The organism is Pseudomonas sp. GL-RE-29, assembly GCF_019947275.1.
In the GTDB taxonomy this organism is placed as follows: domain Bacteria; phylum Pseudomonadota; class Gammaproteobacteria; order Pseudomonadales; family Pseudomonadaceae; genus Aquipseudomonas; species Aquipseudomonas fluorescens_A.
Genome location: NZ_JAGYGD010000038.1, coordinates 24,942 through 47,110 on the forward strand (window position 1 = coordinate 24,942; position 22,169 = coordinate 47,110).

A 22,169-nucleotide genomic window follows, 5' to 3' on the forward strand; every position below is an offset into this window, starting at 1 on the left:
GCAATTCCATTGGCAATAATCCGATGGCGAGCATTCTAGTGGCACTGCCGGGAAATAACTGCTCTATGTGCGCCGCGAATGGTCGTTCCTACGTGCAGGAACGACCAACTCTCAAATCCCCTTAGTTGAACTCATCGCCAACCGGATAGCGGCTGGCATTCAAACTCTCTTTGATCTTGCGCAAATGCGGCTGGAAATCCACGCCACGGCGCAGGGTCATGCCAGTGGCGAGCACGTCCAGCACGGTCAGTTGAATGATCCGCGAGGTCATCGGCATATAGATGTCGGTGTCTTCCGGCAGCGGAATGTTCAGGCTCAAGGTGCTGGCCTTGGCCAGCGGCGAGTTCTCGGCGGTCAAGCCCAGTACCGATGCGCCGTTTTCCCGGGCGATGCGCGCCACTTCCACCAGTTCGCGGGTGCGGCCGGTGTAGGAAATGATCACGAACAATTCGCCGGTGTGTGCCACCGAGGCGATCATGCGCTGCATCAGCACGTCGGCATGGGCGGTCACGGCCAGGTTGAAGCGGAAGAACTTGTGTTGCGCATCCAACGCCACTGGAGCCGAGGCGCCGAGGCCGAAGAAGTGGATCTGTCGGGCCTGGATCAGCAGGTCGACGGCGCGGCTGATCAGGTTCGGATCGAGAGCCTGGCAAGCGCTGTCGAGGGATGCGATGGCGCTGCCGAAGATCTTCTGGGTGTAGGCCTCGGGATTATCGTCGGCTTCTACCGCGCGGCTGACATACGCCGCGCCGCTGGCCAGGCTTTGCGCCAATTGCAGCTTGAGTTCGGGGTAGCCGCTGACGCCGAACGAACGGCAGAAACGGTTGACCGTCGGTTCGCTGACCGATGCGGCCTGGGCGAGGGCGGCGATACTGAACCGGGTGGCCTGCTGTGGGTTGAGCAGGATCACCTCGGCGACTTTGCGTTCGGCCTTGTTCAGCTCTTCAAGGCGACTCTGGATCTGTTCCAGTAAATTTCGCACGCGGTCCATATGAGTTTCCTTGATTCACCTGCGCCGATAAGCGCGCGGCTAATGCAAAAAGGGCCTTTGATGCGGCCCGTAACGGTGGCCTATCCTACTGATGGCTCCGACCGACCACCACTCGGAATCTGTATTTTGCGAAAATGTTGTGGTTATTACTACATTTTCCCTTGAGTGATGCCTTGAAAAAAGGTATTTGTAGCTTAACTTGATAAAAGAACAAACATCATGCCTTCGATTACGGTTGAACCGTGCACCTTCGCCTTGTTCGGCGCCCTTGGCGATCTGGCCTTGCGCAAGCTGTTTCCTGCCCTTTATCAACTCGATGGCGCAGACCTCTTGCACGAGGACACGCGGATCATCGCGCTGGCCCGTGAACCTGGCACTGAGCAGCAGCACCTGGCGTTCATCGCCGAAGAGCTGCGCCGTTACGTCGGTGCCAAAGAACTGGACGAAGCCGTGGTCGAGCGTTTCCTGGCCCGCCTCAGCTACCTGCACGTCGATTTTCTCAACGGCGACGACTATATAGCCCTGGCCGAAGCGGCCGGCAGCGCGCAACGGGTCATCGCTTATTTCGCCACGCCGGCAGCGGTCTACGGCGCGATCTGCGAAAACCTGGCGAAAGTCGGCCTGGCGGAAAACACCCGCGTGGTACTGGAAAAGCCGATCGGTTCCGATCTCGAATCCTCGCGCAAAGTGAATGACGCCGTGGCGCAGTTCTTCCCGGAGAACCGCACCTATCGCATCGACCATTATCTGGGCAAGGAAACCGTCCAGAACCTGATCGCCCTGCGTTTCGCCAACAGCTTGTTCGAAACCCAGTGGAACCAGAATTACATCTCCCACGTGGAAATCACCGTGGCCGAGAAGGTCGGGATCGAAGGCCGCTGGGGCTACTTCGACAAGGCCGGCCAGCTGCGGGACATGATCCAGAATCACTTGCTGCAACTGCTCTGCCTGATCGCCATGGACCCACCGGCCGACTTGTCCGCCGACAGTATCCGCGACGAGAAAGTCAAAGTCCTCAAGGCGCTGGCGCCAATCAGCCCGGAAGGCCTGACCACACAAGTGGTGCGCGGCCAATACATCGCCGGGCACAGCGAAGGCAAGGCAGTACCGGGTTACCTGGAAGAACCGAACTCCAACACCCAGAGCGACACCGAAACCTTCGTTGCCCTGCGTGCCGACATCCGCAACTGGCGTTGGGCAGGCGTGCCGTTTTACCTGCGTACCGGCAAGCGCATGCCGCAGAAGCTGTCGCAGATCGTCATCCACTTCAAGGAACCGTCGCACTACATTTTCGCTCCCGAGCAGCGCCTGCAAATCAGCAACAAGCTGATTATCCGCCTGCAACCGGACGAAGGCATTTCCTTGCGCGTGATGACCAAAGAACAAGGCCTGGATAAAGGCATGCAGCTGCGCAGCGGTCCATTGCAGCTGAATTTTTCCGACACCTGGCGCAGCGCACGGATTCCCGATGCCTACGAGCGGTTGTTGCTGGAAGTGATGCGCGGCAATCAGAACCTGTTTGTCCGTAAAGATGAAATCGAAGCCGCGTGGAAGTGGTGTGACCAGTTGATCGCCGGGTGGAAAAAATCCGGTGACTCGCCCAAGCCCTACGCGGCCGGGTCCTGGGGGCCGATGAGCTCCATTGCTCTGATCACGCGGGACGGGAGGTCGTGGTATGGCGATATCTGATTTGAAACTGCCGCAGGGCGTCAGCGCCCATGCGTTCAAGAGCCCGGTGCTGCTGGCTGAAAGCCTGGCACTCAACGTGGCCAAGCACCTGGGCGACGCCATTGACGCCCAGGGCACTGCGACGTTGGTGGTGTCCGGTGGTCGTAGCCCGGTGGCTTTTTTCCAGCACCTGGCCAAACAGCCGCTGGATTGGTCGAACGTGGTGGTCAGCCTGGCCGATGAGCGCTGGGTGCCGGTCGAGCACGCCGACAGCAATGCCGGCCTGCTGAAGAAATATCTGTTGCAAGGCCCGGCGGCCAAGGCTCAGTTCCTGAGCTTGTACAGCGCCACCGCCAACCTTGAACAAGCCGCCGAGCACGCCGACCGTTTGCTGTCCGAGTTGCCGGTGATCGACGTGCTGGTGCTGGGCATGGGGGACGACGGCCACACCGCGTCGCTGTTCCCCGGCAGCCCGAACCTGGCCGAAGCCTTGAAGGCTGACGGCAGCCGTCGCTGCTACCCGATGCTGGCGCCCACCGTGCCGCATCAGCGCCTGACCATGAGTCGTGCGCTGCTGGCTTCGGCCAAACATAAAGTTCTGTCGATTTCCGGTCAGTCCAAGCTGACCACCCTGGATACCGCACTGGCCGGTGACGACGTCGCCGCGCTACCGATTCGCGCGTTTTTGCAACCCACGTTAGAGATTTACTGGTGCCCATGAGCCAAGGAACAGCCGCTATGACAAACCCATCCCCGACCGTTTCCATGGCGGATAAAGTTGCCCTGATCGACAGCCTCTGCGCGAAAGCGCGGATCCTGCCGGTGATCACTATCGCCCGTGAGCAGGACGTTCTGCCGCTGGCCGATGCCCTCGCTGCCGGTGGCCTGACCGCCCTGGAAGTGACCCTGCGTTCGCAGTTCGGCCTCAAGGCCATCCAGATTCTGCGTGAGCAGCGTCCAGAACTGATGACCGGTGCCGGCACCGTGCTTGATCGCAACATGCTGGCCGCGGCCGAAGCGGCGGGCTCGCAATTCATCGTTACGCCAGGCATCACCCGTGATCTGCTGGAAGCCAGCGTCGCCAGCCCGATCCCGCTGTTGCCAGGCATCAGCAATGCTTCGGGCATCATGGAAGGCTATGGCCTGGGCTATCGCCGCTTCAAACTGTTCCCGGCTGAAGTCAGCGGCGGCGTTGCGGCCATCAAGGCCCTGGGTGGCCCGTTCGGCGAAGTGAAATTCTGCCCGACCGGCGGCGTTGGCCCGGCCAATATCAAGAGCTACATGGCGCTGAAAAACGTCATGTGCGTGGGCGGTAGCTGGATGCTTGATCCTGAGTGGATCAAGAACGGCGACTGGGTCCGCATTCAGGAATGCACCGCCGAGGCTTTGGCGCTGTTGGACTGATCTGCTTTACCTGACACTTCGTTGTGTGTTCTACGGCTTTACGGTGCGCTTGGTCGGTGCACCGTTTTTTTTTGGCCGCAAAAAAAACCTGTGGGAGCTGCCGCAGGCTGCGATCTTTTGATCTTGATCTTAAAAAACAAAGATCGCAGCCTTTGGCAGTTCCTACACAAAGACATCACGCGATACATAGTTACCGCATTCCGACATTCACCCAGTGCTAGCCTGCGTTCATCTTATGGAAGAGAGAACGTCATGGACGACTACACCTCAGCAGCACCCGTTTATCTACTGTCACCCGAGCAAATCGCCGGCCCGTATTTTCGTAATCCGAAACTCATCAGAAGAAACATCAGCGAAGGTGTCGACGGCATGCCGTTGGTGCTGCGTCTGAAGATCGTCGATACCATGACCGCGCAACCGGTCACCGATGCGCTGGTGGACATCTGGCACTGCAATGCACGCGGCGCGTACTCGGGCTGGAGCAAGATCAACCCGGACCTGGAAGTCGACACGGGAGACATCGGCGCTATCCCGCGTACCGATGACGACACCTACCTGCGCGGCGGACAATTCACCGATAAACATGGCGTCGCCCGGTTTACCACGATTTGCCCAGGGTTTTATGCAGGGCGTGCTGTGCACATTCATGTCGCCGTTCGCATCACCAGTGGCAACAACTATCTGCAAGAGCGTCACGTGGCGTGGGTCGGTCAGTTGTACTTTCCCGAAGTGGCCGCGCGTTCAGTGCTTAATGCCCCGGAGTATTGCCGTCGGGCCATCGCGCCACTGAGTAACGATCAGGACTTTTTTTATCAAAACATGGGCGGCGAAGCGTCGACCCTGAACATCCATACCCTCGGCCGCGACTCTAATGAAGACGGCTTCTTCGGGCACATCACGATCGGCATCGACACCTTTGCGGTGTCGACACAAATCAGGCCCGAGGACTTCGACAAGTACACCGTGTGACCTCAATTCAGTTCGGTCAGCGCCTTGGTCAACCGACTCATGTCGGCAGCAGTGGTGGTCAGCCCCGGCGTGATGCGGATGCACGGACCGGCGGCCGCGCCACTGCGCACCACAGTGAACAGGTTGTAATCGTTGAGCAGCCGTTCGACCATCGGCTGTTGGTCGGCATGAGCGGTAAAGCGCATCGACGTGATGCCGCAATACAGCCGTGGGTCATCCGGCGTCATGACTTCGATACCCGGCAGCTCGCGTACCGGCCTAACCCACAGGTTGCGCAAGTAGTTGAGTCGCGCAGCCTTGGCGGCGGAACCGCCCATCGCGTGATGCTCCTCGATAACCAGCGGCAGGGTCATCAGCGCTGGAATGTTCGGTGTGCTGTAGGGCGTGCGGGCGCTGATGTCGGTGACCGGGAAATGCACTTCGCCCATGTCCGGGTCGATATCGTCCAGGCGTTCTGGGGCGATGTACATGAAGCCCAACGTCAGCGGCGCGCCGATCCACTTGTGCAGGTTGTAGGCAGCGAAGTCGATGCCCAGCTCTTTGAGATCGAATTTCAACTGACCCAGCGCATGGGCGCCGTCGAGGATGACGTCGATACCGTGTTCCCTGGCGGCGGCTGCAATCGCCTGGACTGGCATCACCAGGCCAGTGCGGTGGGTGACGTGGGTCAGGGCCATCAACTTGAGTCGCGGATAGCGCGTGAAGGCCTCACGGTAGGTGGCCAGCAAGCTGTCGAAACTGGCGGGGTGTTGATGCTCGATCTCGATCACTTCGACGCCGCGGTTGCGCCCGAGCCAACGCATCGCGCCCTTGACCGTGTCGTACTCCAGATCGCAGAACAGCACCTGATCGCCGGGCTGCAAGCGGTTGTAGTTGCGGATCAACGCTTGCAAACCGGCGGTTGCGTTGCCGGTAAGGGCGACGCTTTCTGCGGCTACGCCAATCAACCCCGCCACTTGTGCGCTGATCTTCTGGCCTTCGCCCTGTTCGAAACGCTGGCGTACATAGACTGAATTACGGCGATTGATCAGCTCGATGTTGCGATGATATTCCTCGACCACCGTGCGCGACATGCGCCCGAAGTAGCCGTTCTCCAGGTTCACCGGGCCGGGCTCTACATCGTAGCGGTCGGCAAAGGTTTGCCAAAAATCTTCATCACGGGCGCGGCGGGTGTTATCGGGCATGGGGTACTCGATGAGTGGGCGATTTCAGTGACGGGGCGCAGGTTTGCCATGTTTGGCGCGCAAAGGTTCGAGCAATTCCGACAAGCCGTTATGATCGATTTCCTGCATCAGGGCCAGCAGTCCACCCAGTTCGCCATGGGGAAAGCCTTCACGGGCGAACCAGTTGAGGTAGGGGCCGGGCAGGTCGGCGATGATTCGCCCCTTGTACTTGCCAAAGGGCATCTGGCGGGTAATCAGCAGTTCGAGCTTTTCAGGGTTCATCAATCGATCGTCGTGATTCAAACAGTCTGGAAAATACAGGCATTCTGCATGCAGGCCAAATGACAGATCATGCAAATAAAACGGATACAGATTTTCATCTAAATACTAAGTTGTTGAAAAATAACGAATTACCAATCAGTTCCAGGCTGGCATGACGAGTGCAATACCTATTGCATCTTTCATCAACCGCAAGGAATTGAAAAATGACCGACATGAATAAAGAAGCCATCTCTGTACTCAATGACCTGATTGAAACCAGTAAGGACGGTCAGGAAGGGTTCAAGACTTGCGCTGAAGACATCAAGCACCCTGAACTGAAAACCCTGTTCGTGCAACGCTCGGCGGATTGCGCCAGTGCTGCTGCCGAATTGCAGAGCGCCGTACGTTCGATGGGTGGCGATCCGGAAACTTCCACCAGTGTCAGCGGTGATTTGCACCGTCGCTGGGTCGACGTGAAAGCGATGTTTACCGGCAAAGACGAAGAGGCTGTGCTGAACGAAGCCGAGCGTGGTGAAGACCATGCGCTGAAGGCTTATCGGGAAGCCATGGAAAAAATCAACAAGCACAACCTGGTGGGCATTCGTGACATCGTTGAGCGTCAGTACCACGGCGTGCAACGCAATCACGATCAGGTGAAAGCCCTGCGTAACCAGGCTCGCGCACGCTCGTAAGCGTTCGTAAGCTGTCAAAAACGCCAGCCAGCCTGGCGTTTTTTTGTGCCTCGTGTTTATCGTTTCGAAACCCCTTGTAGGAGCTGCCGAAGGCTGCGATCTTTTAGCGGCTTTGAGTCCGCTGAAGAGCAAGATAAAAAGATCGCAGCCTTCGGCAGCTCCTACAGAATCCGCGTTTTTTGACGGTCCGGTGGAGAAGCCGTCTATCGTTAAACCATCCTTTCAAGAGTTCATTTCGTGCCTATCACCCTGCAGGCTTTGTTCGCGCCTGACCTCCGTGCCGTGCAATTCGCGATCAAGACCCTGATCGGCGGGGGCGTGGCGCTGTGGCTTGCGTTGCGCTGGGGCCTGGAGCAACCGGCCTGGGCGTTGATGACGGCCTTCATCGTTGCCCAGCCGTTGTCCGGGATGGTCCTGCAAAAGGGGCTGGCGCGGCTGTTGGGCACATTGGTCGGGACGATCATGTCGGTGGTGTTCATGGGCGTATTTGCCCAGACACCCTGGCTGTTCCTGTTGGCCCTGGCGCTATGGCTAGGGCTGTGCACGGCCAGTTCGACCCTGTTGCGCAGTGCCTGGTCCTATTCATTTGTGTTGGCCGGTTACACGGTGGCGATCATTGCCTTGCCGGCTATCAATCATCCGCTGACCGTGTTCGATCAGGCCGTGGCGCGTTGCACGGAAATCTCTCTGGGCATTATCTGCGCCACCGCCAGCAGTGCCTTGCTCTGGCCGCTGCGGGTCGAACGGCAATTGGCGGATCAGGCCAAGGCTGCCTGGCAAAGCGGGTTCAATGCTGCGCGGGCGACCCTGGCCGGTGATGGTCAGGCTCGTAAAGGCCTGTTGGAAATCCTCGGCAGAATCGTCGCGGTGGACGCCCAGCGTGAACACGCCTGGTTCGAAGGCGGCCGTGGCCGGCAACGGGCGCGGGCCATCAGTGGTTTGAGTCAAAAACTGTTAATGCTGCTTCGTATCGCCCGTTCGGTGCGCCGGCAGTGGAAGCAGTTGGAGCCGCAAGAATCTGCGCAATTGCTGCCATGGATGAACGAGGTTCAGGAGGCGTTGAACAGCGCAGATCCCGCGACCCTGCAAGCGTTGCGCCCGCGTTTGCTCAGTGCCTCCCATGACCCGAAAATCAGTTCCGCACAGAGTTATTGCCTCGTCCGCTTCACGTTGTTGATGGACACCGCCATGGCGGCGAACGCCGCGTTGAAAGCGGTGGAGGAGGGCCATGATGCAGTGGTCCCGCCGAGAACCCTGACACCGCACCGCGACCTGTCGTTGGCCCTGGTTTTCGGCGCCCGCAGCGCCCTGGCCTTTTTGGTGGTGTCGTGCTTTTGGCTGGCAACCGCCTGGCCCGCCGCCGCCGGTGCGCTGGTGTTGACCTGCGTGGTGTGCAGCCTGTTTGCCAGCCGTGAGAACGGCGCGCAGATCGGCATGAGTTTTATGCGGGGTATTTTTCTGGCCATTCCGGCGGCATTTATTGTCGGGCAGATTCTGCTGCCGCAATGGAGCAGTTTCGCGATGCTCTGTATGGGCATGGGCGTGCCGTTGTTTTTCGGCGCGCTGGGCATGGCCAAGCCGCAGATCGGCGCCACGGCCACTTCATTTTGTCTGCATTTCATTGTGTTGGTCGCGCCGTTGAACCAGATGCAGTTCGGTGTCGCGACGTTCTTCAACAGCGCGCAAGCCATGGTGGTCGGAGTCGGCGCGGCGGTGCTGGCGTTCCATTTGCTGATCCTGCGCAACCCGGCCTGGCATGGCCGACGTTTGTTGGTGGCGACCCTTGATGATCTGGTGCGCCTGACCCGACGCAACCTCGCTGGCGCCGAAAGCTGGTTCGGCGGGCGCATGGCCGACCGTTTACTACAACTGGCGCGGCACTATCCGGAACTGCCGGAGCCGGCACGCAGTCGTTGGGACGACGGTTTGCTCGGCCTGGATATCGGCGACGAACTGCTGCACCTGCGCTTGAGTCTGGCGGTGGCGCAAGCACCGGTCTCGGCGCAGCAACAGCGTTATCTCGACGATCTGGAAAATGTCCTGCGCCAAGGCCCGGCCGGCAATCGTGCCGAGGCCTTGGCCGAGCCGAGCGAAGCGTTGCTGCAAACCTTGTACGCCTTGCCCCCCAGCGACGCGGTGAAGCTGGCTCAAGGTGCGGTGCTGCAATTGCAAAACAGTTGGCGTGCCTGGTGCCGCCAGCAGGAGGAAGTGCATGGGCTTGCGTGAATGGTCGGTGGGCGGCGTGCTGCTCAGCCCGTTCCTGATTTATGTAGTGCTGGCGCTGCTGGTGACCGGGGCCTTGCGCCTGTTGTTGCGACTGACACCGGTGAGCCGCTGGATCTGGCATGAAGCATTATTCGATTGCGCCTTGTACGTCTGTGTATTGACCGTGATCACCGTCGTCCTCGGACCTTTATAAAGGAGTTGAACATGCGTACCCCCGTACGTGTCGCGGTAACCCTGTGCCTGGTGGCGGTGGCGATTTTTGCTGGTTTCCATTTGTGGCAGTACTACATGCTGACCCCCTGGACCCGCGACGCGCGCATTCGCGCCGATGTGGTGGTGATTTCTCCGGATGTGTCGGGTTGGGTGCGTGAGCTCAAGGCTTACGACAACCAAGAGGTCAAGGCTGGCGATCTGCTGCTGAGCATCGACCGCGACCGTTTCGAAGCAGCGCTGGAAAAGGCCCAGGCGGTGGTGCAGACCCGTCAGCAGCAGCTCAATCTGCGCGAGCGCGAAGCCAGTCGTCGCGCCAGTCTCGGGCCGCAGGCGATCAGTGCCGAGTTGCGGGAAAACGCACAGATCAACGCCGGCATCGCCCGTGGCGAATTGCGCGAGGCCCAGGCCGAAGTGAAGGCCGCGGAGATCAACCTGGCCCGCAGTCAGGTCCACGCCCCGCGCAACGGGCACATCACCAACCTGCGCCTGGCTCAAGGCAATTACGTGAATGCCGGGCAATCGGTGATGGCCTTGATCGACGATTCGACCTTCTATGTGCAGGCGTACTTCGAAGAAACCAAACTGCCGCGGATTCGCGTCGGCGACCCGGTGAAAGTCTGGTTGATGAGCGCCGGCGAGGCGTTGCAAGGACACGTTGAAAGCATCAGCCGCGGGATTACCGACCGCAACACCACGCCGGATGGCCAGTTGTTGGCGGAAGTGGAGCCGACGTTCAACTGGGTGAGGCTGGCACAGCGGATTCCGGTGCGGATCAAACTCGACAAGGTGCCGCAAGGGTTGAACTTGAGTGCGGGGATGACGGCGAGCGTGCAGGTGCAGGAGGGTGAGCGTTAAGTTCGTTCAGCGCTGAAATCATTGTGGCGAGGGAGCTTGCTCCCGCTGGGGCGCGAAGCGGCCCCCAAAAGATGGGACTGCTGCGCAGTCCAGCGGGAGCAAGCTCCCTCGCCACAGGTGCGCGGTGAATCAGCCGATGCTGATCGGCGGCAACTCGGTCAAGGTCACGGTCTGCTGCTTGCGCGGCGCCAGAATTTCCGCTTCGCCATCCACCACCAGTTCATCACGCTGGTTGAACACGCGAGTGGCAATGCGCACACGGAATTTCGGCAGTTTTTCGAGGATTTCCAGACGCACCGTCAGCGTGTCGCCGATCTTCACCGGCTTCTGAAAACTCATTTGCTGACCGATATAAATAGTGCCCGGCCCAGGCAGCTCACAAGCTACCGCGGCACTGATCAGCGCGCCGCTGAACATACCGTGGGCGATGCGCTCCTTGAACATGGTGCTGGCGGCGTAGTCAGCGTCCAGGTGAACCGGGTTGTGGTCGCCCGACATCGCGGCGAACAACTGGATGTCGCGCTCTTCGACCGTCTTGCTGAAGCTGGCGGTCTGGCCGATTTCGAGGGCTTCGTAAGGGGTGTTGGTAACCTGGGTCATCTGTCTCAATTCCTGTGACGAATAAAAAAATTCACAAAAAAACTATTCGGATCGGTGTGGCCGGCGATTGCTCAGGGCCTGGGCGATCCAGGCCAGCACGTCGGCGGTCACTTCATCGCGGTTGCTCTCGTTGAACAGTTCGTGCCGCGCCTGCGGGTAAATGGTCAGTTGCAAGGTCTGGCTGCCGGCCTCGCGCAAGGCGTCGGCCAGATCTTTCAGACGTTTGCCTTCGCTCACCGGATCACATTCACCACCCATCACCAGCAACGGCAGGCCCGGATCGATCTGGGCGAGATTGGACGCTTTGCTGATTTGCTGCAACCCGCCGAGCAAATCGACCCACAGTTGATTGGTGCAGCGAAAGCCGCAGAGCGGGTCGTTGGCGTACAAATCGACTTCCGTTCGATCGCGACTGAGCCAGTCGAAACGGGTACGCGCCGGTTTGAATTTCTTGTTGAACGAGCCGAAGGACAGCCATTCGATCAGAGCGCTGCGGCCCTTGGGGCCCTGGCGCAGGCGTTCGAGTCGGGCAATCTGCCGCGCCGCACGGTAAAGCGCGACGGGCTGGAAGTTTGAACCGCTGAGAATCGCGCCGTGCAGGCTGGCGCTGTGATGCAGCAAATAAGCCTGAGCAATGTAGCTGCCCATGCTGTGACCGAGCAGCACGATCGGTACACCCGGATGTTGCTGGCCAAGGTGCTGATTGAGGCACGCCAGATCGCCGACCACTTTGGCCCAACCGTCGGTGTCGGCGAAATGTCCGAGTGTCCCGTTTTCGGCAGTTTTGCCATGTCCGCGCAAATCCGGTGCGTACACGCCATAGCCCTGATCGCAGAACTTTTCCGCCAGACGCGCATAGCGGCCGCTGTGTTCTGCCATGCCGTGCGCCAGCAGGATCACTGCCTTGGGCGGGTCAGCGGGCAGCCACTGGTTGACGAAGAGGTGGCTGCGATCACTGGTGGTCAGCCAGAACGTGTCGTGGATCATGGCGATTCCTTTCCATGCATGGAGCGCGAGGTGGTTGCATTGTATAGCGCATTGCGTCGTAGGCATCAGCCCACGGCACGGCAGGAAGATTCACACGGTCAATGACGGCTGTGCGCGTATTTGCCTGATTCGCCATAGCTGCTAGTGTCCGTGGAGCTCCGCTTTTTGCTTTCTGCGTTCAAGAAATGACAGAGACAGGAAAGCGGCCCCGGATAGGCTCAGGTAAAGAGGACAAGAACAATGCAACCTGATTTCTGGAATGACAAGCGCCCGGCCGGCGTGCCCCTGGACATTGATGCGGGTGCCTTCAAGTCGGTTATCGAGGTGTTCGAGCGTTCCTGCAAGAAGTTTGCTGATCGCCCGGCGTTCAGCAACATGGGCGTCACCCTGACCTACGCCGAACTGGAACGCTACAGCGCAGCGTTCGCCGGATACCTGCAAGCCCACACGGACCTGGTGCCCGGGGATCGCATCGCGGTGCAGATGCCCAACGTCCTGCATTACCCGATCGCGGTGTTCGGCGCCTTGCGCGCGGGGCTGATCGTGGTCAACACCAACCCGCTGTATACCGCGCGGGAGATGCGCCATCAATTCAAGGATTCCGGTGCCCGGGCGCTGGTGTACCTGAATATGTTCGGCTCCAAGGTCCAGGAAGTGCTCCCGGACACCGACATCCAGTACCTGATCGAAGCGAAGATGGGCGACCTGATGCCCAGCGCCAAGGGCTGGCTGGTCAATACCCTGGTGAGCAAGGTGAAGAAAATGGTCCCGGCCTATTCCTTGCCCCAGGCGATTCCCTTCAAGAACGCTTTGCGCATGGGCCGCGGGCTGGGCATCAAGCCGCTGAAAGTCGGCCTCGACGATATCGCCGTGCTGCAATACACCGGCGGCACCACCGGTCTGGCCAAGGGCGCCATGCTGACCCACGGCAACCTCGTGGCGAACATGCAGCAAGTGCGGGCCTGCCTGGAACAGCTCGGCCCTGACGGTCAGCCGCTGTTGCGCGAAGGGCAGGAAGTGATGATCGCGCCGCTGCCGCTGTACCACATCTATGCATTCACTGCGAATTGCATGTGCATGATGGTGTCCGGCAACCACAACGTTTTGATCACTAATCCACGGGACATCGGCGGCTTCATCAAGGAGCTGAAGAACTGGCGGTTTTCGGCGTTGCTGGGGCTCAACACGCTGTTTGTCGCGCTGATGGATCACCCGGATTTCAAGACCCTGGATTTCTCCAGCCTCAAGCTCACCAACTCCGGCGGCACTGCGCTGGTCAAGGCGACCGCCGAGCGCTGGGAGCAACTGACCGGTTGTCGCATCACCGAAGGTTACGGCCTGACCGAAACTTCGCCAGTGGCCTGCACCAATCCGTACGGCGACCAGTCGCGCCTCGGCACGGTTGGCCTGCCGGTGCCGGGCACTTCGCTGAAGGTCATTAACGATGAAGGCGTCGAGCAGCCGTTGGGGGAACGCGGCGAGCTGTGCATCAAAGGCCCGCAGATCATGAAGGGCTATTGGCAGAAACCCGAAGCGACTAATGAAGTGCTGGATGCCGAGGGCTGGTTCAAGTCCGGCGACATCGCGGTGATCGACCCGGACGGGTTTGTGCGCATTGTCGATCGCAAGAAGGACATGATCATCGTCTCGGGTTTCAACGTGTATCCCAACGAGATCGAAGACGTGGTGATGGCCCACCCGAAAGTCGCCAACTGCGCGGTTATCGGTGTGCCAGACGAGCGTTCCGGCGAGGCGGTGAAGTTGTTCGTGGTGGCGCGGGAGGCGGGCGTCAGCCTTGAAGAGCTCAAGGCCTACTGCAAGGAGAACTTCACGGCGTACAAGGTACCGAAGCACATCGTCTTGCGAGAGTCGTTGCCGATGACGCCGGTGGGCAAGATCTTGCGGCGGGAGTTGCGTGATATCGCTTGATCGATGAATGGCCGCGCTTCGCGCGGATCGCGGGCAAGCCACGCTCCCACAGGTTCAGGGTTGTTCACATAACATGTGAGCGACACGGGATTTGTGGGAGCAGGCTTGCCCGCGATGCTTTTCAGTCTACGAAAGCCCCAATTTTCGGGGCTTTCAAGGCCAAATAGAATTTTTGCTCTAAAATGACTGACTGCTATTCTTGAGTCACAAAAGTGACCGTAGAGGCCGCTTTTGGCTCTAGGCGACCCTTGGCAAAGCTGCTACTCTCGGCGCGTTTTGTGCTTCTCGGCCTGTATGAAAGCCCAGATTCACCAATAACCAAACACCAATAATAATCGCATCAAATGCGGTATTGAATTCGCGTTGCTGAGGAGTGGGCTTCCATGATCGAAGACTTTTGGAAGGATAAGTACCCAGCTGGAATTGCTGCCGACATCAATCCAGACGAGTACCCGAATATTCAGGCGGTGTTGAAGCAATCCTGCCAACGCTTCGCCAACAAACCGGCTTTCAGCAACCTGGGCAAGACAATCACCTACGGTGAACTGTACGAATTGTCCGGTGCCTTTGCCGCGTACCTGCAACAGCATACCGATTTGCAGCCGGGTGATCGAATCGCCGTGCAGCTGCCTAACGTGTTGCAGTACCCGGTTGCCGTCTTCGGGGCTATCCGTGCCGGGTTGATCGTGGTCAACACCAACCCGCTGTACACCGCGCGGGAAATGGAGCACCAGTTCAACGATTCCGGGGCCAAGGCCCTGGTTTGCCTGGCCAACATGGCGCATCTGGCCGAGACCGTCGTGCCGAAAACCGGCGTCAAGCACGTGATCGTCACCGAAGTGGCCGACCTGCTGCCACCGCTCAAGCGTCTGCTGATCAACAGCGTCATCAAATACGTGAAGAAGATGGTGCCGGCGTATCACTTGCCGAAAGCCGTCAAGTTCAACGACGTGTTGAGCAAGGGCCATGGTCAACCAGTCACGGAAGCCAGCCCGGCCAGCGGCGATGTCGCGGTGCTGCAATACACCGGCGGCACCACGGGCGTAGCCAAGGGCGCGATGCTGACCCACCGCAACCTCGTCGCGAACATGTTGCAGTGCAAGGCGCTGATGGGCTCCAACCTCAATGAAGGTTGCGAGATCCTGATCACGCCGCTGCCGCTGTACCACATCTATGCCTTCACCTTTCATTGCATGGCGATGATGCTGATCGGCAACCACAACATCCTGATCAGCAACCCGCGCGACCTGCCGGCGATGGTCAAGGAACTGTCGAAGTGGAAGTTCAGCGGCTTCGTCGGTCTCAACACCCTGTTTGTGGCCCTGTGCAACAACGAAGGTTTCCGCAAGCTGGATTTCTCGGCGCTGAAAGTCACCCTGTCCGGTGGCATGGCGCTGCAGCTGGCGGCGGCAGAGCGCTGGGAAGCGGTCACCGGTTGCGCCATTTGCGAAGGCTACGGCATGACCGAAACCAGCCCGGTGGCCACGGTCAACCCGATCCAGAACATTCAGATCGGCACCATCGGTATTCCGGTTCCGTCGACCCTGTGCAAAATCGTCGACGATGCCGGCGTTGAACAGCCAATGGGCGAAATCGGCGAACTGTGTGTGAAAGGTCCGCAGGTGATGAAGGGCTACTGGCAGCGTCAGGAAGCCACCGATGAAATCCTCGACAGCGAAGGCTGGTTGAAGACCGGTGACATCGCGCTGATCCAGCCGGACGGCTACATGCGCATTGTCGATCGCAAGAAAGACATGATCCTCGTCTCCGGTTTCAACGTGTACCCGAACGAGCTGGAAGACGTATTGGCGACCCTGCCGGGCGTGCTGCAATGCGCGGCCATCGGCGTACCGGACGAAAAGTCGGGCGAGGCGATCAAGATTTTCATCGTCGCCAAACCGGGTGTGACCCTGACCAAGGAGACGGTGATGGAGCACATGCGCGCCAACGTCACCGGCTACAAGGTTCCGCGCTCGGTGGAGTTCCGCGATGCACTGCCGACCACCAACGTCGGCAAGATCCTGCGTCGGGAATTGCGTGATGAAGAACTGAAGAAGATGAAGGCGAAGAACGCCGCATAAACAAAAAGCCCCGCAGATGCGGGGCTTTTTGTTGGTGCTCGACTTTGCTATGCGGCGCCCTTGTGGCGAGGGAGCTTGCTCCCGCTCGGTTGCGCAGCAGCCGTAAACCCGGCGAACTCAGTATTCCTGACGAAACATGGCTGCAGGTTTTGGGGCCGCTTCGCAGCCCAGCGGGAGCAAGCTCCCTCGCCACAGGGGATCGGGTTTATTGGCGGAACGGCGCGAAATTGACGTTGGTGCCCGCCGGGCGCATGTCCTGCAGGTAGGAGTCCTTGTCGGCGCTCAATTCCAGGCTCAAGGCAGCCTTGCGTTTACCTTGATTGCGCACCACCAGGCCTTCGAGCTTCTCGCGCAGGAACACCGTCGGCACTTTCAAGTGCAGCAGTTCGTCGGTATCCGGCGTGTGCATCAGCAAGTGAATCCACTCGTACTGACCAACGGCCAGGCGCGCGACCGGAATATCGAACCACCAGATGTTGCGGTTGCGGTTCAGTTCGGTGAAGTGGCAGTTATTGACGCCAAGCACAGCACCGCCGAGTTCCTGATTTCTGCGGGCAATGGCCTGCTTTTTATCGAGTTTCATAACATTCCTACGGGATTGGATCTTCAGCGCCAAAGCCTGAATACGTTGCGCATTCTCGGGGGTTGCCGTGCAAACATAAAGCCTAACCTGCCTGGATCGATGAAATGTCGCGGTAAAAATAAATGAAACTCCGCGCAAATGCCCTCGGTCAACCTTCTGTAACCACTTTATTCATCGACATGTTCACAGGAGAAACACCATGAGCAGCACAGGCGATAAAGTAAAAGGCTTGGCCAACGAAGCCGCTGGTAACGTCAAACAAGGCGTTGGCAAGGCCACCGGCAACGACAAAATGCGCGCCGAAGGCGTGGTGCAGGAAAAGAAAGGTGAAGCTCAGCAGGCAGTGGGCAAAGCCAAGGACGCAGTCAAAAAAGGCGTCGACAAGGCCTGATTCGGCCTTGGATCAGCGTAAGCGACGGCCATCCACGGATGGCCGTTTTTGTGTCAGCCTGAACTTGAGCTCGGAAATTGTTTCAAAGTCGCCAAGTAGACTACTTTGATGTAGAAAACAGCCCCTGAGTCGCCACGACTTCAACCCATTTTGATTGCGGCGAATGGAGACGCTAATGATTTTTCCGGACATGAAAGGTCTGCCCATCCACCGTGTGATGGTGCGCACGGTCACCGAGTTCGTTGACGACGAGATGTCGACCTATGCCTCGGCGCTGGCCTATCAAATGCTGTTTTCGCTGTTCCCCTTCATTCTGTTCCTGATCGCCTTGATCGGCTTCCTGCACCTGCCGGACTTCTTCTCTTGGCTGCGCCTGCAATCGGAACTGGTGCTGCCGCCCCAGGCGCTGGAACAGGTGAATCCGGTGATCGACCAGCTTCAGCAGTCCAAGGGTGGCCTGCTGTCGGTGGGTATCGTGATCGCCCTGTGGACCGCCTCTGCCGGTGTGCGACTGATGATGAGCGCGATGAACGCCGCCTACGATGTGGTCGAAGGCCGCCCGGCCTGGAAGCGTTTTCCGCTGTCGATCATCTACACCGTCGGTATCGCCGGCATGTTGTTGATCGCCGCCGCGCTGATGGTGCTCGGGCCACAAGTCATGAGTTGGATCGCTGCGCAGGTAGGCCTCGAATACTTCATCGTCACGCTCTGGACCATCGCGCGCTGGCCGGTGATCGTGATTCTGCTGATGATCGCCGTGGCGCTGATCTATTACGTCATGCCCGACGTCAAACAAGAGTTTCGCTTCATCACGCCCGGTTCAGTGCTGGCGGTAGTGGTATGGATCATCGCCTCGCTGGGCTTCGGTTTGTACGTCAAGGAGTTCGCCAACTACAACGCCATGTATGGCAGTATCGGCGCGATCATCGTGTTGTTGCTGTACTTCTATATTTCCGCCGCGGTGCTGTTGCTCGGCGCGGAAATGAATGCGGTGATCGAGCACATGTCCAGGGAAGGCAAGGACCCAGGCGAAAAAGTCCCCGGCGAGAACGGCCCGGTCGTTGAGCCAAAACAACACGTATCGGGCCTGGGCCGAGACCACTCGATCAAACCGACCACTGACGAAGTCATCAAATGATCCGTGAAATTCTCAAAATGGGTGATGAGCGCTTGCTGCGCATTGCCCCGCCCGTACCCGCCGAGATGTTCGACAGCCCCGAGTTGTGGCAACTGATCGACGACATGTTCCAGACCATGGAAAGCGTCGGTGGCGTCGGCCTGGCCGCACCGCAGATCGGCGTTGATCTGCAACTGGTGATTTTTGGTTTCGAGCACAGCGAGCGTTATCCGGATGCGGAAGCGGTGCCGCAGACGATTTTGATCAATCCGCTGATCACGCCACTGAGCCCAACGCTGGAAGAGGGTTTCGAAGGTTGCCTGTCGGTGCCCGGTTTGCGCGGCGCGGTGGAGCGCTATCAGCACATCCGCTATGAGGGCTTCGATCCCAAGGGCGAACCGATCGTGCGCATCGCCTCGGGGTTCCATGCGCGGGTGGTGCAGCATGAATGCGATCACCTGATCGGGCGGCTATACCCGTCGCGCATCAGCGATTTCAGCAAGTTCGGCTTTACCGAAGTGATGTTTCCGGATCTCGATCCGAATGCGGATGATTGATATAAAAACCTGTAGGAGCCGGCTTGCTGGCGATAGGGCCTGAGGCCTGCGGTGATCTCTCGGTCGCTATCGCCAGCAAGCCGGCTCCTACAGGTCGGTGTTACTTCGCGGGTTTAACAAACCGCAACGTCATCCGGTCCGACTCCCCGATCGCCACGTACTTCGCCCGATCCTTATCCCCCAGCGTCAACGCCGGTGGCAGTGTCCACACGCCTTCCGGGTAGTCCTTGGTGTCCTTCGGATTGGCATTGATTTCGCTCTGTTCCTCTAGCTTGAACCCCGCATCGGTGGCCAGTTTGACCACGAACGCGGTGGTCAAATAACCGCTGTGCTTGATGTCTTCCAGGGACGCGCCGTCCTTGGCCCGGTGATCCACCACGCCGAGCACACCGCCGGGTTTGAGCACCTTGAAAAACGCTTCGAACATCTGCGGCGCCGTGTCCGCCAGCACCCAGTTGTGCACGTTACGGAAGGTCAGAACCCGGTCCGCCGAGCCGGGCTGGCCGAATGCCGGGGCTTTTGGATCGAACTCCAGCACCTGGGCCTTGGCGTATTGCGCAGGCGCGTCGGCGAATTTGTTCTTCAGCTTCTCTTCATTCTTGCGCGCATAGTCACTGACCGTCGGCGCCTGAACCGCCGCAATGTAATGCCCGTTATCCTTGAGCAGCGGCGCCAGCAACTCGCTGTACCAGCCATTGCCCGGGGTGATTTCAATCACGGTCTGATTCGGGCCCAAGCCAAAAAACTGCAAACTCTGTTGCGGATGACGGTAGCCATCGCGCGCGACGTTCTCCGGTGCGCGCCAATCGCCAGCGAGCACCTTGGCGTATTGTTCGGCGGACACCGTCGGCGTGGCGGCGTGGCTGAGGATCGGGGCGAGCAGGGCGGTCAGCGTCAAAGCCAGAAGAGCGGGTTTCATGGGGCGTCCTGAGCGGAGTCGAAGTTGACTGCGAGGCTAGCACGCGGCTTTCTTGGGTCGATCACACATTATCGACGGTGGACCTAACCAACGGTTCTAAGCCCATGGCGATCATCGGTTTGCTGCGCGCATAACGGCTCAGTCGCTCAATCATGGCGTAGGGCATTTGCGGATCGAAGGCAAAGCCGCGACGTTCATAAAAACCACGCAAATCGGGATGGCAGAACAGCCAGACCGGCAGTTCGAGGTCTTTCACTGCTTCGGCAATCAACGCGGCGGCCACCCCCTGTTCACGACAGGCCGGATCGACGAACAATCCCGTCAACCAATGCCCGCCGGCCACTGGCCGCAGACACAGCGCAGCGACGATTTCGTCACGCCTGGCCACCCACAATTGTGCTTCGCGAACCGCTTTCATCGACGATTGGTGGGCGCGATAAAACTTGTTCATCAACGGCCATAACGGCTCATCGAGCCGGGTGTATTGGGTGCTGGGCATGGGGCTGGACTGTCGGAGTGCAAGGCGGGCGATTATAAAAGAACGCGCGCTCAAGGATAGGTGTATACCTGATCTCACATCCCGTAAGTGTGGAGTACAGATCATGTCCAAAGGTATGGATTCAAAGAAAGCAGCGAAGAAAAAACCGGCGAAAACCGCCATTGAAAAACGCGCGGACAAGAAGGCCAAGAAGGTGGATGTGTTCGGTCATTGAACCTGCCGCGCGATGATTGAAAGTCGTTCCCACGCGAACGTGGGAACGGCTGCTCAGCCGAGGGTTTTCAGATAGGCGCGCCAGCCGCCAAGATGACTGATATTCACGGCCCCCTCCAAGCCATAAGCCTCACAGATAAAGCCGCTTTCCCAGCGACCATCCGCCAGTTGCACTTTGCCCAGCCCCAGCGGCGCCGGAATACCGGTCAGGAACGAACCCAGTTCGCTGCTCGGCAATTCCCATACTTCCACCGCAATCGCCACACCACCTTCCTTGACCCGCACCATGCCCGGGCGAAACGGCGGGCCGCCGGCCAATGCATACAATTGATAGTCAGGCGAACTCTGGGTGGTTTCGACCAGCCGTGCGCCGCGTCGCTTCAGTTGCCAGTTCAATGCCAGGCCATCCAGATGCGCACCGCACACCACCAGGCGCGCACGATCATTGCGTGCCGCCGTCGTCGGTGCCGGGACGGTCGAACCTTGCTGGCGCTGAAAACCATCCGCCACGCTCAACAGATACTGATCGGTAAACGCCCGGCCAAACAGCGTCACGCCCCACGGCAGGCCATTGCCCATGAAGCCGCTGGGCACGGCGATGGCGGTGTAGTCGAGCAGATTCATGAAGTTGGTGTAGTAACCCAGTTCGGAATTGCGCAGCACCGGTTCGGCTTCAAGCTCCGCCAGGGTGACCGGGCGGCCGATGGTGGGCGTGACCACGCAATCAAGACCTTCCAGTGCCTTGTCGCACAGGGCTTTCAGCGCTTGCAGCCGATATTGCGCGCGGAAGGTTTGCACGCCATTGACGGCCGGGGCTTTGGCCAGCACGGCACGGATCACTGGCAGCACGGCCTCGGGATTCTGTTCCATCAACTCACCGGCCACGCTGTAGCGCTCGGCGACCCACGGGCCTTCGTACAGCAGACGCGCCGCTTCGAGGAACGGTGACAGATCCAGTTCCACCGCTTCGCCACCCAAGGCCTTGAGTTGGTCGATGGCATCAGTGAACAACAGTGGGCCTTCAGCGCAGCCGAAAAACTCCAGGTCTTGCGCACGGGGCACACCAAAACGGAACGGACGCGGCACACCGAACGCCGAGCCGTCATTCCACATCGGGTTGCTGCGGCTGTACTCATCCCGTGGGTCGAGGTGCGCGGTGAGCGCCAGCAATTGACTGGCCTCCCGAGCGGTTGCGGTAAACGTGGTCACGCAATCCAGCGTGCGACAGGCCGGCACCACGCCCGCCGTGGAGATCAACCCTTTTGTGGCTTTCATCCCCACCAGGTTGTTCAGCGCCGCCGGTACACGGCCGGAGCCGGCGGTGTCGGTGCCCAGCGAAAAACTCGCCACGCCGAGCGCCACTGCCAGCGACGAGCCGGCGCTGGAACCGCCCGACGGATACTCCGGCAGTACGCTGTTCGGGCAAGCGCCATAAGGCGAGCGACTGCCGTTGAGGCCAGTAGCGAATTGGTCGAGGTTGGTCTTGCCCAACGGAATTGCGCCGAGTGCCAGCAACTGCTCGACGATGGTCGCCGAACGCTCCGGCACGTAGGCAAACGCCGGACACGCCGCCGTGGTTGGTATGCCCGCCAGGTCGATGTTGTCCTTGATCGCGAACGGCACACCGTACAGCGGCAGGCTGTCGAGGTCGCGACTGTCGAGGGCGGCGAGGTACGGTTCCAGTTCCTCGCCGCTGAGCAAATGGATGAACAGGTGATAGTCCGGGTTCAGCGCTGCGGCTTTATCGCGCAGGCTCAAAATCAGTTGCCGAGGCGTGAGGCTGCCGTCGCGGTAGGCGCTGCGCAGGGCGTCGAGTTGCAGATTGGTGTTCATGGTATTCGTCCTTTTGAA

Annotated in this window: 22 protein-coding genes; 13 read left to right on the forward strand and 9 right to left on the reverse strand. The window is 59.4% G+C overall.

The features are described 5' to 3' along the window. Nucleotides 1-121 precede the first annotated feature (121 nt). Entirely contained in the window at nt 122-982 is an 861-nt protein-coding gene (locus tag KGB21_RS24820) for a MurR/RpiR family transcriptional regulator (RefSeq protein WP_169842436.1), read from the reverse strand. Between the two features lie 228 nt (nt 983-1,210). Here KGB21_RS24820 and zwf point away from each other — a divergent pair, with 228 nt between their 5' ends. The 4 genes from zwf (at nt 1,211) to KGB21_RS24840 (ending at nt 5,032) form a co-directional block, all read left to right on the forward strand. Then, a complete protein-coding gene (zwf, locus tag KGB21_RS24825) occupies nt 1,211-2,680 on the forward strand; it encodes a glucose-6-phosphate dehydrogenase (protein WP_223507011.1) in 1,470 nt (489 codons plus the stop codon). Next, the gene (pgl, locus tag KGB21_RS24830) at nt 2,667-3,380 is read left to right on the forward strand and encodes a 6-phosphogluconolactonase (RefSeq protein ID WP_034150099.1); all 714 of its coding nucleotides are present in this window, start codon (nt 2,667-2,669) and stop codon (nt 3,378-3,380) included. Before zwf ends, pgl begins: the two co-directional genes overlap by 14 nt. Before the next feature lie 17 nt (nt 3,381-3,397). Beyond that, on the forward strand, nt 3,398-4,063 hold the full coding sequence (locus KGB21_RS24835; RefSeq protein WP_223507012.1) for a bifunctional 4-hydroxy-2-oxoglutarate aldolase/2-dehydro-3-deoxy-phosphogluconate aldolase: 666 nt from the start codon (nt 3,398-3,400) through the stop codon (nt 4,061-4,063). Nucleotides 4,064-4,315: 252 nt separating this feature from the next. Further along, nucleotides 4,316-5,032 carry an intradiol ring-cleavage dioxygenase gene (locus KGB21_RS24840; protein WP_223507013.1) on the forward strand — a complete coding sequence of 239 codons (717 nt, stop codon included), beginning with the start codon at nt 4,316-4,318 and terminating at the stop codon, nt 5,030-5,032. Nucleotides 5,033-5,034: 2 nt separating this feature from the next. Here the strand turns inward: KGB21_RS24840 and KGB21_RS24845 are convergent, their stop codons facing one another. Both KGB21_RS24845 and KGB21_RS24850 read right to left on the reverse strand, forming a co-directional pair. Further along, nucleotides 5,035-6,216, reverse strand: coding sequence for an aminotransferase class V-fold PLP-dependent enzyme (locus KGB21_RS24845; RefSeq protein WP_223507014.1), 1,182 nt, complete (start codon nt 6,214-6,216; stop codon nt 5,035-5,037). A 24-nt stretch (nt 6,217-6,240) separates the two neighbouring features. Then, a complete protein-coding gene (locus tag KGB21_RS24850; protein WP_008056784.1) occupies nt 6,241-6,477 on the reverse strand; it encodes a DUF3820 family protein in 237 nt (78 codons plus the stop codon). A gap of 203 nt (nt 6,478-6,680) precedes the next feature. Between KGB21_RS24850 and KGB21_RS24855 the strand changes: the two genes are divergently transcribed. The 4 genes from KGB21_RS24855 to KGB21_RS24870 all read left to right on the forward strand — a co-directional run bounded on the left by KGB21_RS24855 (nt 6,681) and on the right by KGB21_RS24870 (nt 10,442). Further along, a complete protein-coding gene (locus KGB21_RS24855) occupies nt 6,681-7,148 on the forward strand; it encodes a ferritin-like domain-containing protein (RefSeq protein ID WP_034150095.1) in 468 nt (155 codons plus the stop codon). A 237-nt stretch (nt 7,149-7,385) separates the two neighbouring features. Further along, on the forward strand, nt 7,386-9,374 hold the full coding sequence (locus KGB21_RS24860) for an FUSC family protein (RefSeq protein ID WP_223507015.1): 1,989 nt from the start codon (nt 7,386-7,388) through the stop codon (nt 9,372-9,374). Continuing rightward, nucleotides 9,361-9,567 (forward strand): DUF1656 domain-containing protein, encoded by a 207-nt coding sequence (locus tag KGB21_RS24865; RefSeq protein WP_020797026.1) that lies wholly within the window; start codon nt 9,361-9,363, stop codon nt 9,565-9,567. Before KGB21_RS24860 ends, KGB21_RS24865 begins: the two co-directional genes overlap by 14 nt. Before the next feature lie 11 nt (nt 9,568-9,578). After that, on the forward strand, nt 9,579-10,442 hold the full coding sequence (locus KGB21_RS24870; RefSeq protein WP_223507016.1) for an HlyD family secretion protein: 864 nt from the start codon (nt 9,579-9,581) through the stop codon (nt 10,440-10,442). A 129-nt stretch (nt 10,443-10,571) separates the two neighbouring features. Here the strand turns inward: KGB21_RS24870 and KGB21_RS24875 are convergent, their stop codons facing one another. Then, the gene (locus tag KGB21_RS24875) at nt 10,572-11,042 is read right to left on the reverse strand and encodes a MaoC family dehydratase (protein ID WP_034150092.1); all 471 of its coding nucleotides are present in this window, start codon (nt 11,040-11,042) and stop codon (nt 10,572-10,574) included. A 42-nt stretch (nt 11,043-11,084) separates the two neighbouring features. Next, entirely contained in the window at nt 11,085-12,029 is a 945-nt protein-coding gene (locus KGB21_RS24880; protein WP_223507017.1) for an alpha/beta hydrolase, read from the reverse strand. A gap of 240 nt (nt 12,030-12,269) precedes the next feature. Here KGB21_RS24880 and fadD2 point away from each other — a divergent pair, with 240 nt between their 5' ends. Next, nucleotides 12,270-13,958: a long-chain-fatty-acid--CoA ligase FadD2 gene (gene fadD2, locus KGB21_RS24885; protein WP_034150090.1), complete on the forward strand. Its 1,689-nt coding sequence runs from the start codon at nt 12,270-12,272 to the stop codon at nt 13,956-13,958. A gap of 383 nt (nt 13,959-14,341) precedes the next feature. Further along, on the forward strand, nt 14,342-16,039 hold the full coding sequence (fadD1, locus tag KGB21_RS24890) for a long-chain-fatty-acid--CoA ligase FadD1 (protein WP_034150089.1): 1,698 nt from the start codon (nt 14,342-14,344) through the stop codon (nt 16,037-16,039). A gap of 205 nt (nt 16,040-16,244) precedes the next feature. On the opposite strand, the gene KGB21_RS24895 is transcribed toward fadD1, so the two are convergent. Further along, nucleotides 16,245-16,622 carry a hypothetical protein gene (locus tag KGB21_RS24895; RefSeq protein ID WP_007990351.1) on the reverse strand — a complete coding sequence of 126 codons (378 nt, stop codon included), beginning with the start codon at nt 16,620-16,622 and terminating at the stop codon, nt 16,245-16,247. A gap of 199 nt (nt 16,623-16,821) precedes the next feature. Here KGB21_RS24895 and KGB21_RS24900 point away from each other — a divergent pair, with 199 nt between their 5' ends. The 3 genes from KGB21_RS24900 to def all read left to right on the forward strand — a co-directional run bounded on the left by KGB21_RS24900 (nt 16,822) and on the right by def (nt 18,687). Then, complete coding sequence (locus KGB21_RS24900; protein WP_034150088.1) at nt 16,822-17,013, forward strand: CsbD family protein; 192 nt, start codon at nt 16,822-16,824, stop codon at nt 17,011-17,013. A gap of 175 nt (nt 17,014-17,188) precedes the next feature. After that, entirely contained in the window at nt 17,189-18,151 is a 963-nt protein-coding gene (locus KGB21_RS24905; RefSeq protein ID WP_034150087.1) for a YihY/virulence factor BrkB family protein, read from the forward strand. After that, a complete protein-coding gene (gene def, locus KGB21_RS24910; protein ID WP_034150086.1) occupies nt 18,148-18,687 on the forward strand; it encodes a peptide deformylase in 540 nt (179 codons plus the stop codon). The genes KGB21_RS24905 and def overlap by 4 nt, the downstream gene beginning before the upstream one ends. A gap of 100 nt (nt 18,688-18,787) precedes the next feature. On the opposite strand, the gene KGB21_RS24915 is transcribed toward def, so the two are convergent. The 3 genes from KGB21_RS24915 to atzF all read right to left on the reverse strand — a co-directional run bounded on the left by KGB21_RS24915 (nt 18,788) and on the right by atzF (nt 22,151). Further along, nucleotides 18,788-19,606: a class I SAM-dependent methyltransferase gene (locus KGB21_RS24915; protein WP_223507018.1), complete on the reverse strand. Its 819-nt coding sequence runs from the start codon at nt 19,604-19,606 to the stop codon at nt 18,788-18,790. 61 nt (nt 19,607-19,667) lie between these two features. Continuing rightward, on the reverse strand, nt 19,668-20,105 hold the full coding sequence (locus KGB21_RS24920) for a GNAT family N-acetyltransferase (protein ID WP_223507019.1): 438 nt from the start codon (nt 20,103-20,105) through the stop codon (nt 19,668-19,670). Between the two features lie 267 nt (nt 20,106-20,372). Further along, nucleotides 20,373-22,151 (reverse strand): allophanate hydrolase, encoded by a 1,779-nt coding sequence (atzF, locus tag KGB21_RS24925; RefSeq protein WP_223507020.1) that lies wholly within the window; start codon nt 22,149-22,151, stop codon nt 20,373-20,375. Nucleotides 22,152-22,169: the final 18 nt, after the last annotated feature.

Excerpts from the sequence above, each read along its gene's own strand:
- zwf (WP_223507011.1), top strand. The coding sequence starts at position 1,211 with ATGCCTTCGATTACGGTTGAACCGTGCACCTTCGCCTTGTTCGGCGCC.
- pgl (WP_034150099.1), top strand. The coding sequence starts at position 2,667 with ATGGCGATATCTGATTTGAAACTGCCGCAGGGCGTCAGCGCCCATGCG.
- KGB21_RS24835 (WP_223507012.1), top strand. The coding sequence starts at position 3,398 with ATGACAAACCCATCCCCGACCGTTTCCATGGCGGATAAAGTTGCCCTG.
- KGB21_RS24840 (WP_223507013.1), top strand. The coding sequence starts at position 4,316 with ATGGACGACTACACCTCAGCAGCACCCGTTTATCTACTGTCACCCGAG.
- KGB21_RS24845 (WP_223507014.1), bottom strand. The coding sequence starts at position 6,216 with ATGCCCGATAACACCCGCCGCGCCCGTGATGAAGATTTTTGGCAAACC.
- KGB21_RS24850 (WP_008056784.1), bottom strand. The coding sequence starts at position 6,477 with ATGAACCCTGAAAAGCTCGAACTGCTGATTACCCGCCAGATGCCCTTT.
- KGB21_RS24855 (WP_034150095.1), top strand. The coding sequence starts at position 6,681 with ATGACCGACATGAATAAAGAAGCCATCTCTGTACTCAATGACCTGATT.
- KGB21_RS24865 (WP_020797026.1), top strand. The coding sequence starts at position 9,361 with ATGGGCTTGCGTGAATGGTCGGTGGGCGGCGTGCTGCTCAGCCCGTTC.
- KGB21_RS24870 (WP_223507016.1), top strand. The coding sequence starts at position 9,579 with ATGCGTACCCCCGTACGTGTCGCGGTAACCCTGTGCCTGGTGGCGGTG.
- KGB21_RS24875 (WP_034150092.1), bottom strand. The coding sequence starts at position 11,042 with ATGACCCAGGTTACCAACACCCCTTACGAAGCCCTCGAAATCGGCCAG.
- KGB21_RS24880 (WP_223507017.1), bottom strand. The coding sequence starts at position 12,029 with ATGATCCACGACACGTTCTGGCTGACCACCAGTGATCGCAGCCACCTC.
- fadD2 (WP_034150090.1), top strand. The coding sequence starts at position 12,270 with ATGCAACCTGATTTCTGGAATGACAAGCGCCCGGCCGGCGTGCCCCTG.
- fadD1 (WP_034150089.1), top strand. The coding sequence starts at position 14,342 with ATGATCGAAGACTTTTGGAAGGATAAGTACCCAGCTGGAATTGCTGCC.
- KGB21_RS24895 (WP_007990351.1), bottom strand. The coding sequence starts at position 16,622 with ATGAAACTCGATAAAAAGCAGGCCATTGCCCGCAGAAATCAGGAACTC.
- KGB21_RS24900 (WP_034150088.1), top strand. The coding sequence starts at position 16,822 with ATGAGCAGCACAGGCGATAAAGTAAAAGGCTTGGCCAACGAAGCCGCT.
- KGB21_RS24905 (WP_034150087.1), top strand. The coding sequence starts at position 17,189 with ATGATTTTTCCGGACATGAAAGGTCTGCCCATCCACCGTGTGATGGTG.
- def (WP_034150086.1), top strand. The coding sequence starts at position 18,148 with ATGATCCGTGAAATTCTCAAAATGGGTGATGAGCGCTTGCTGCGCATT.
- KGB21_RS24915 (WP_223507018.1), bottom strand. The coding sequence starts at position 19,606 with ATGAAACCCGCTCTTCTGGCTTTGACGCTGACCGCCCTGCTCGCCCCG.
- KGB21_RS24920 (WP_223507019.1), bottom strand. The coding sequence starts at position 20,105 with ATGCCCAGCACCCAATACACCCGGCTCGATGAGCCGTTATGGCCGTTG.
- atzF (WP_223507020.1), bottom strand. The coding sequence starts at position 22,151 with ATGAACACCAATCTGCAACTCGACGCCCTGCGCAGCGCCTACCGCGAC.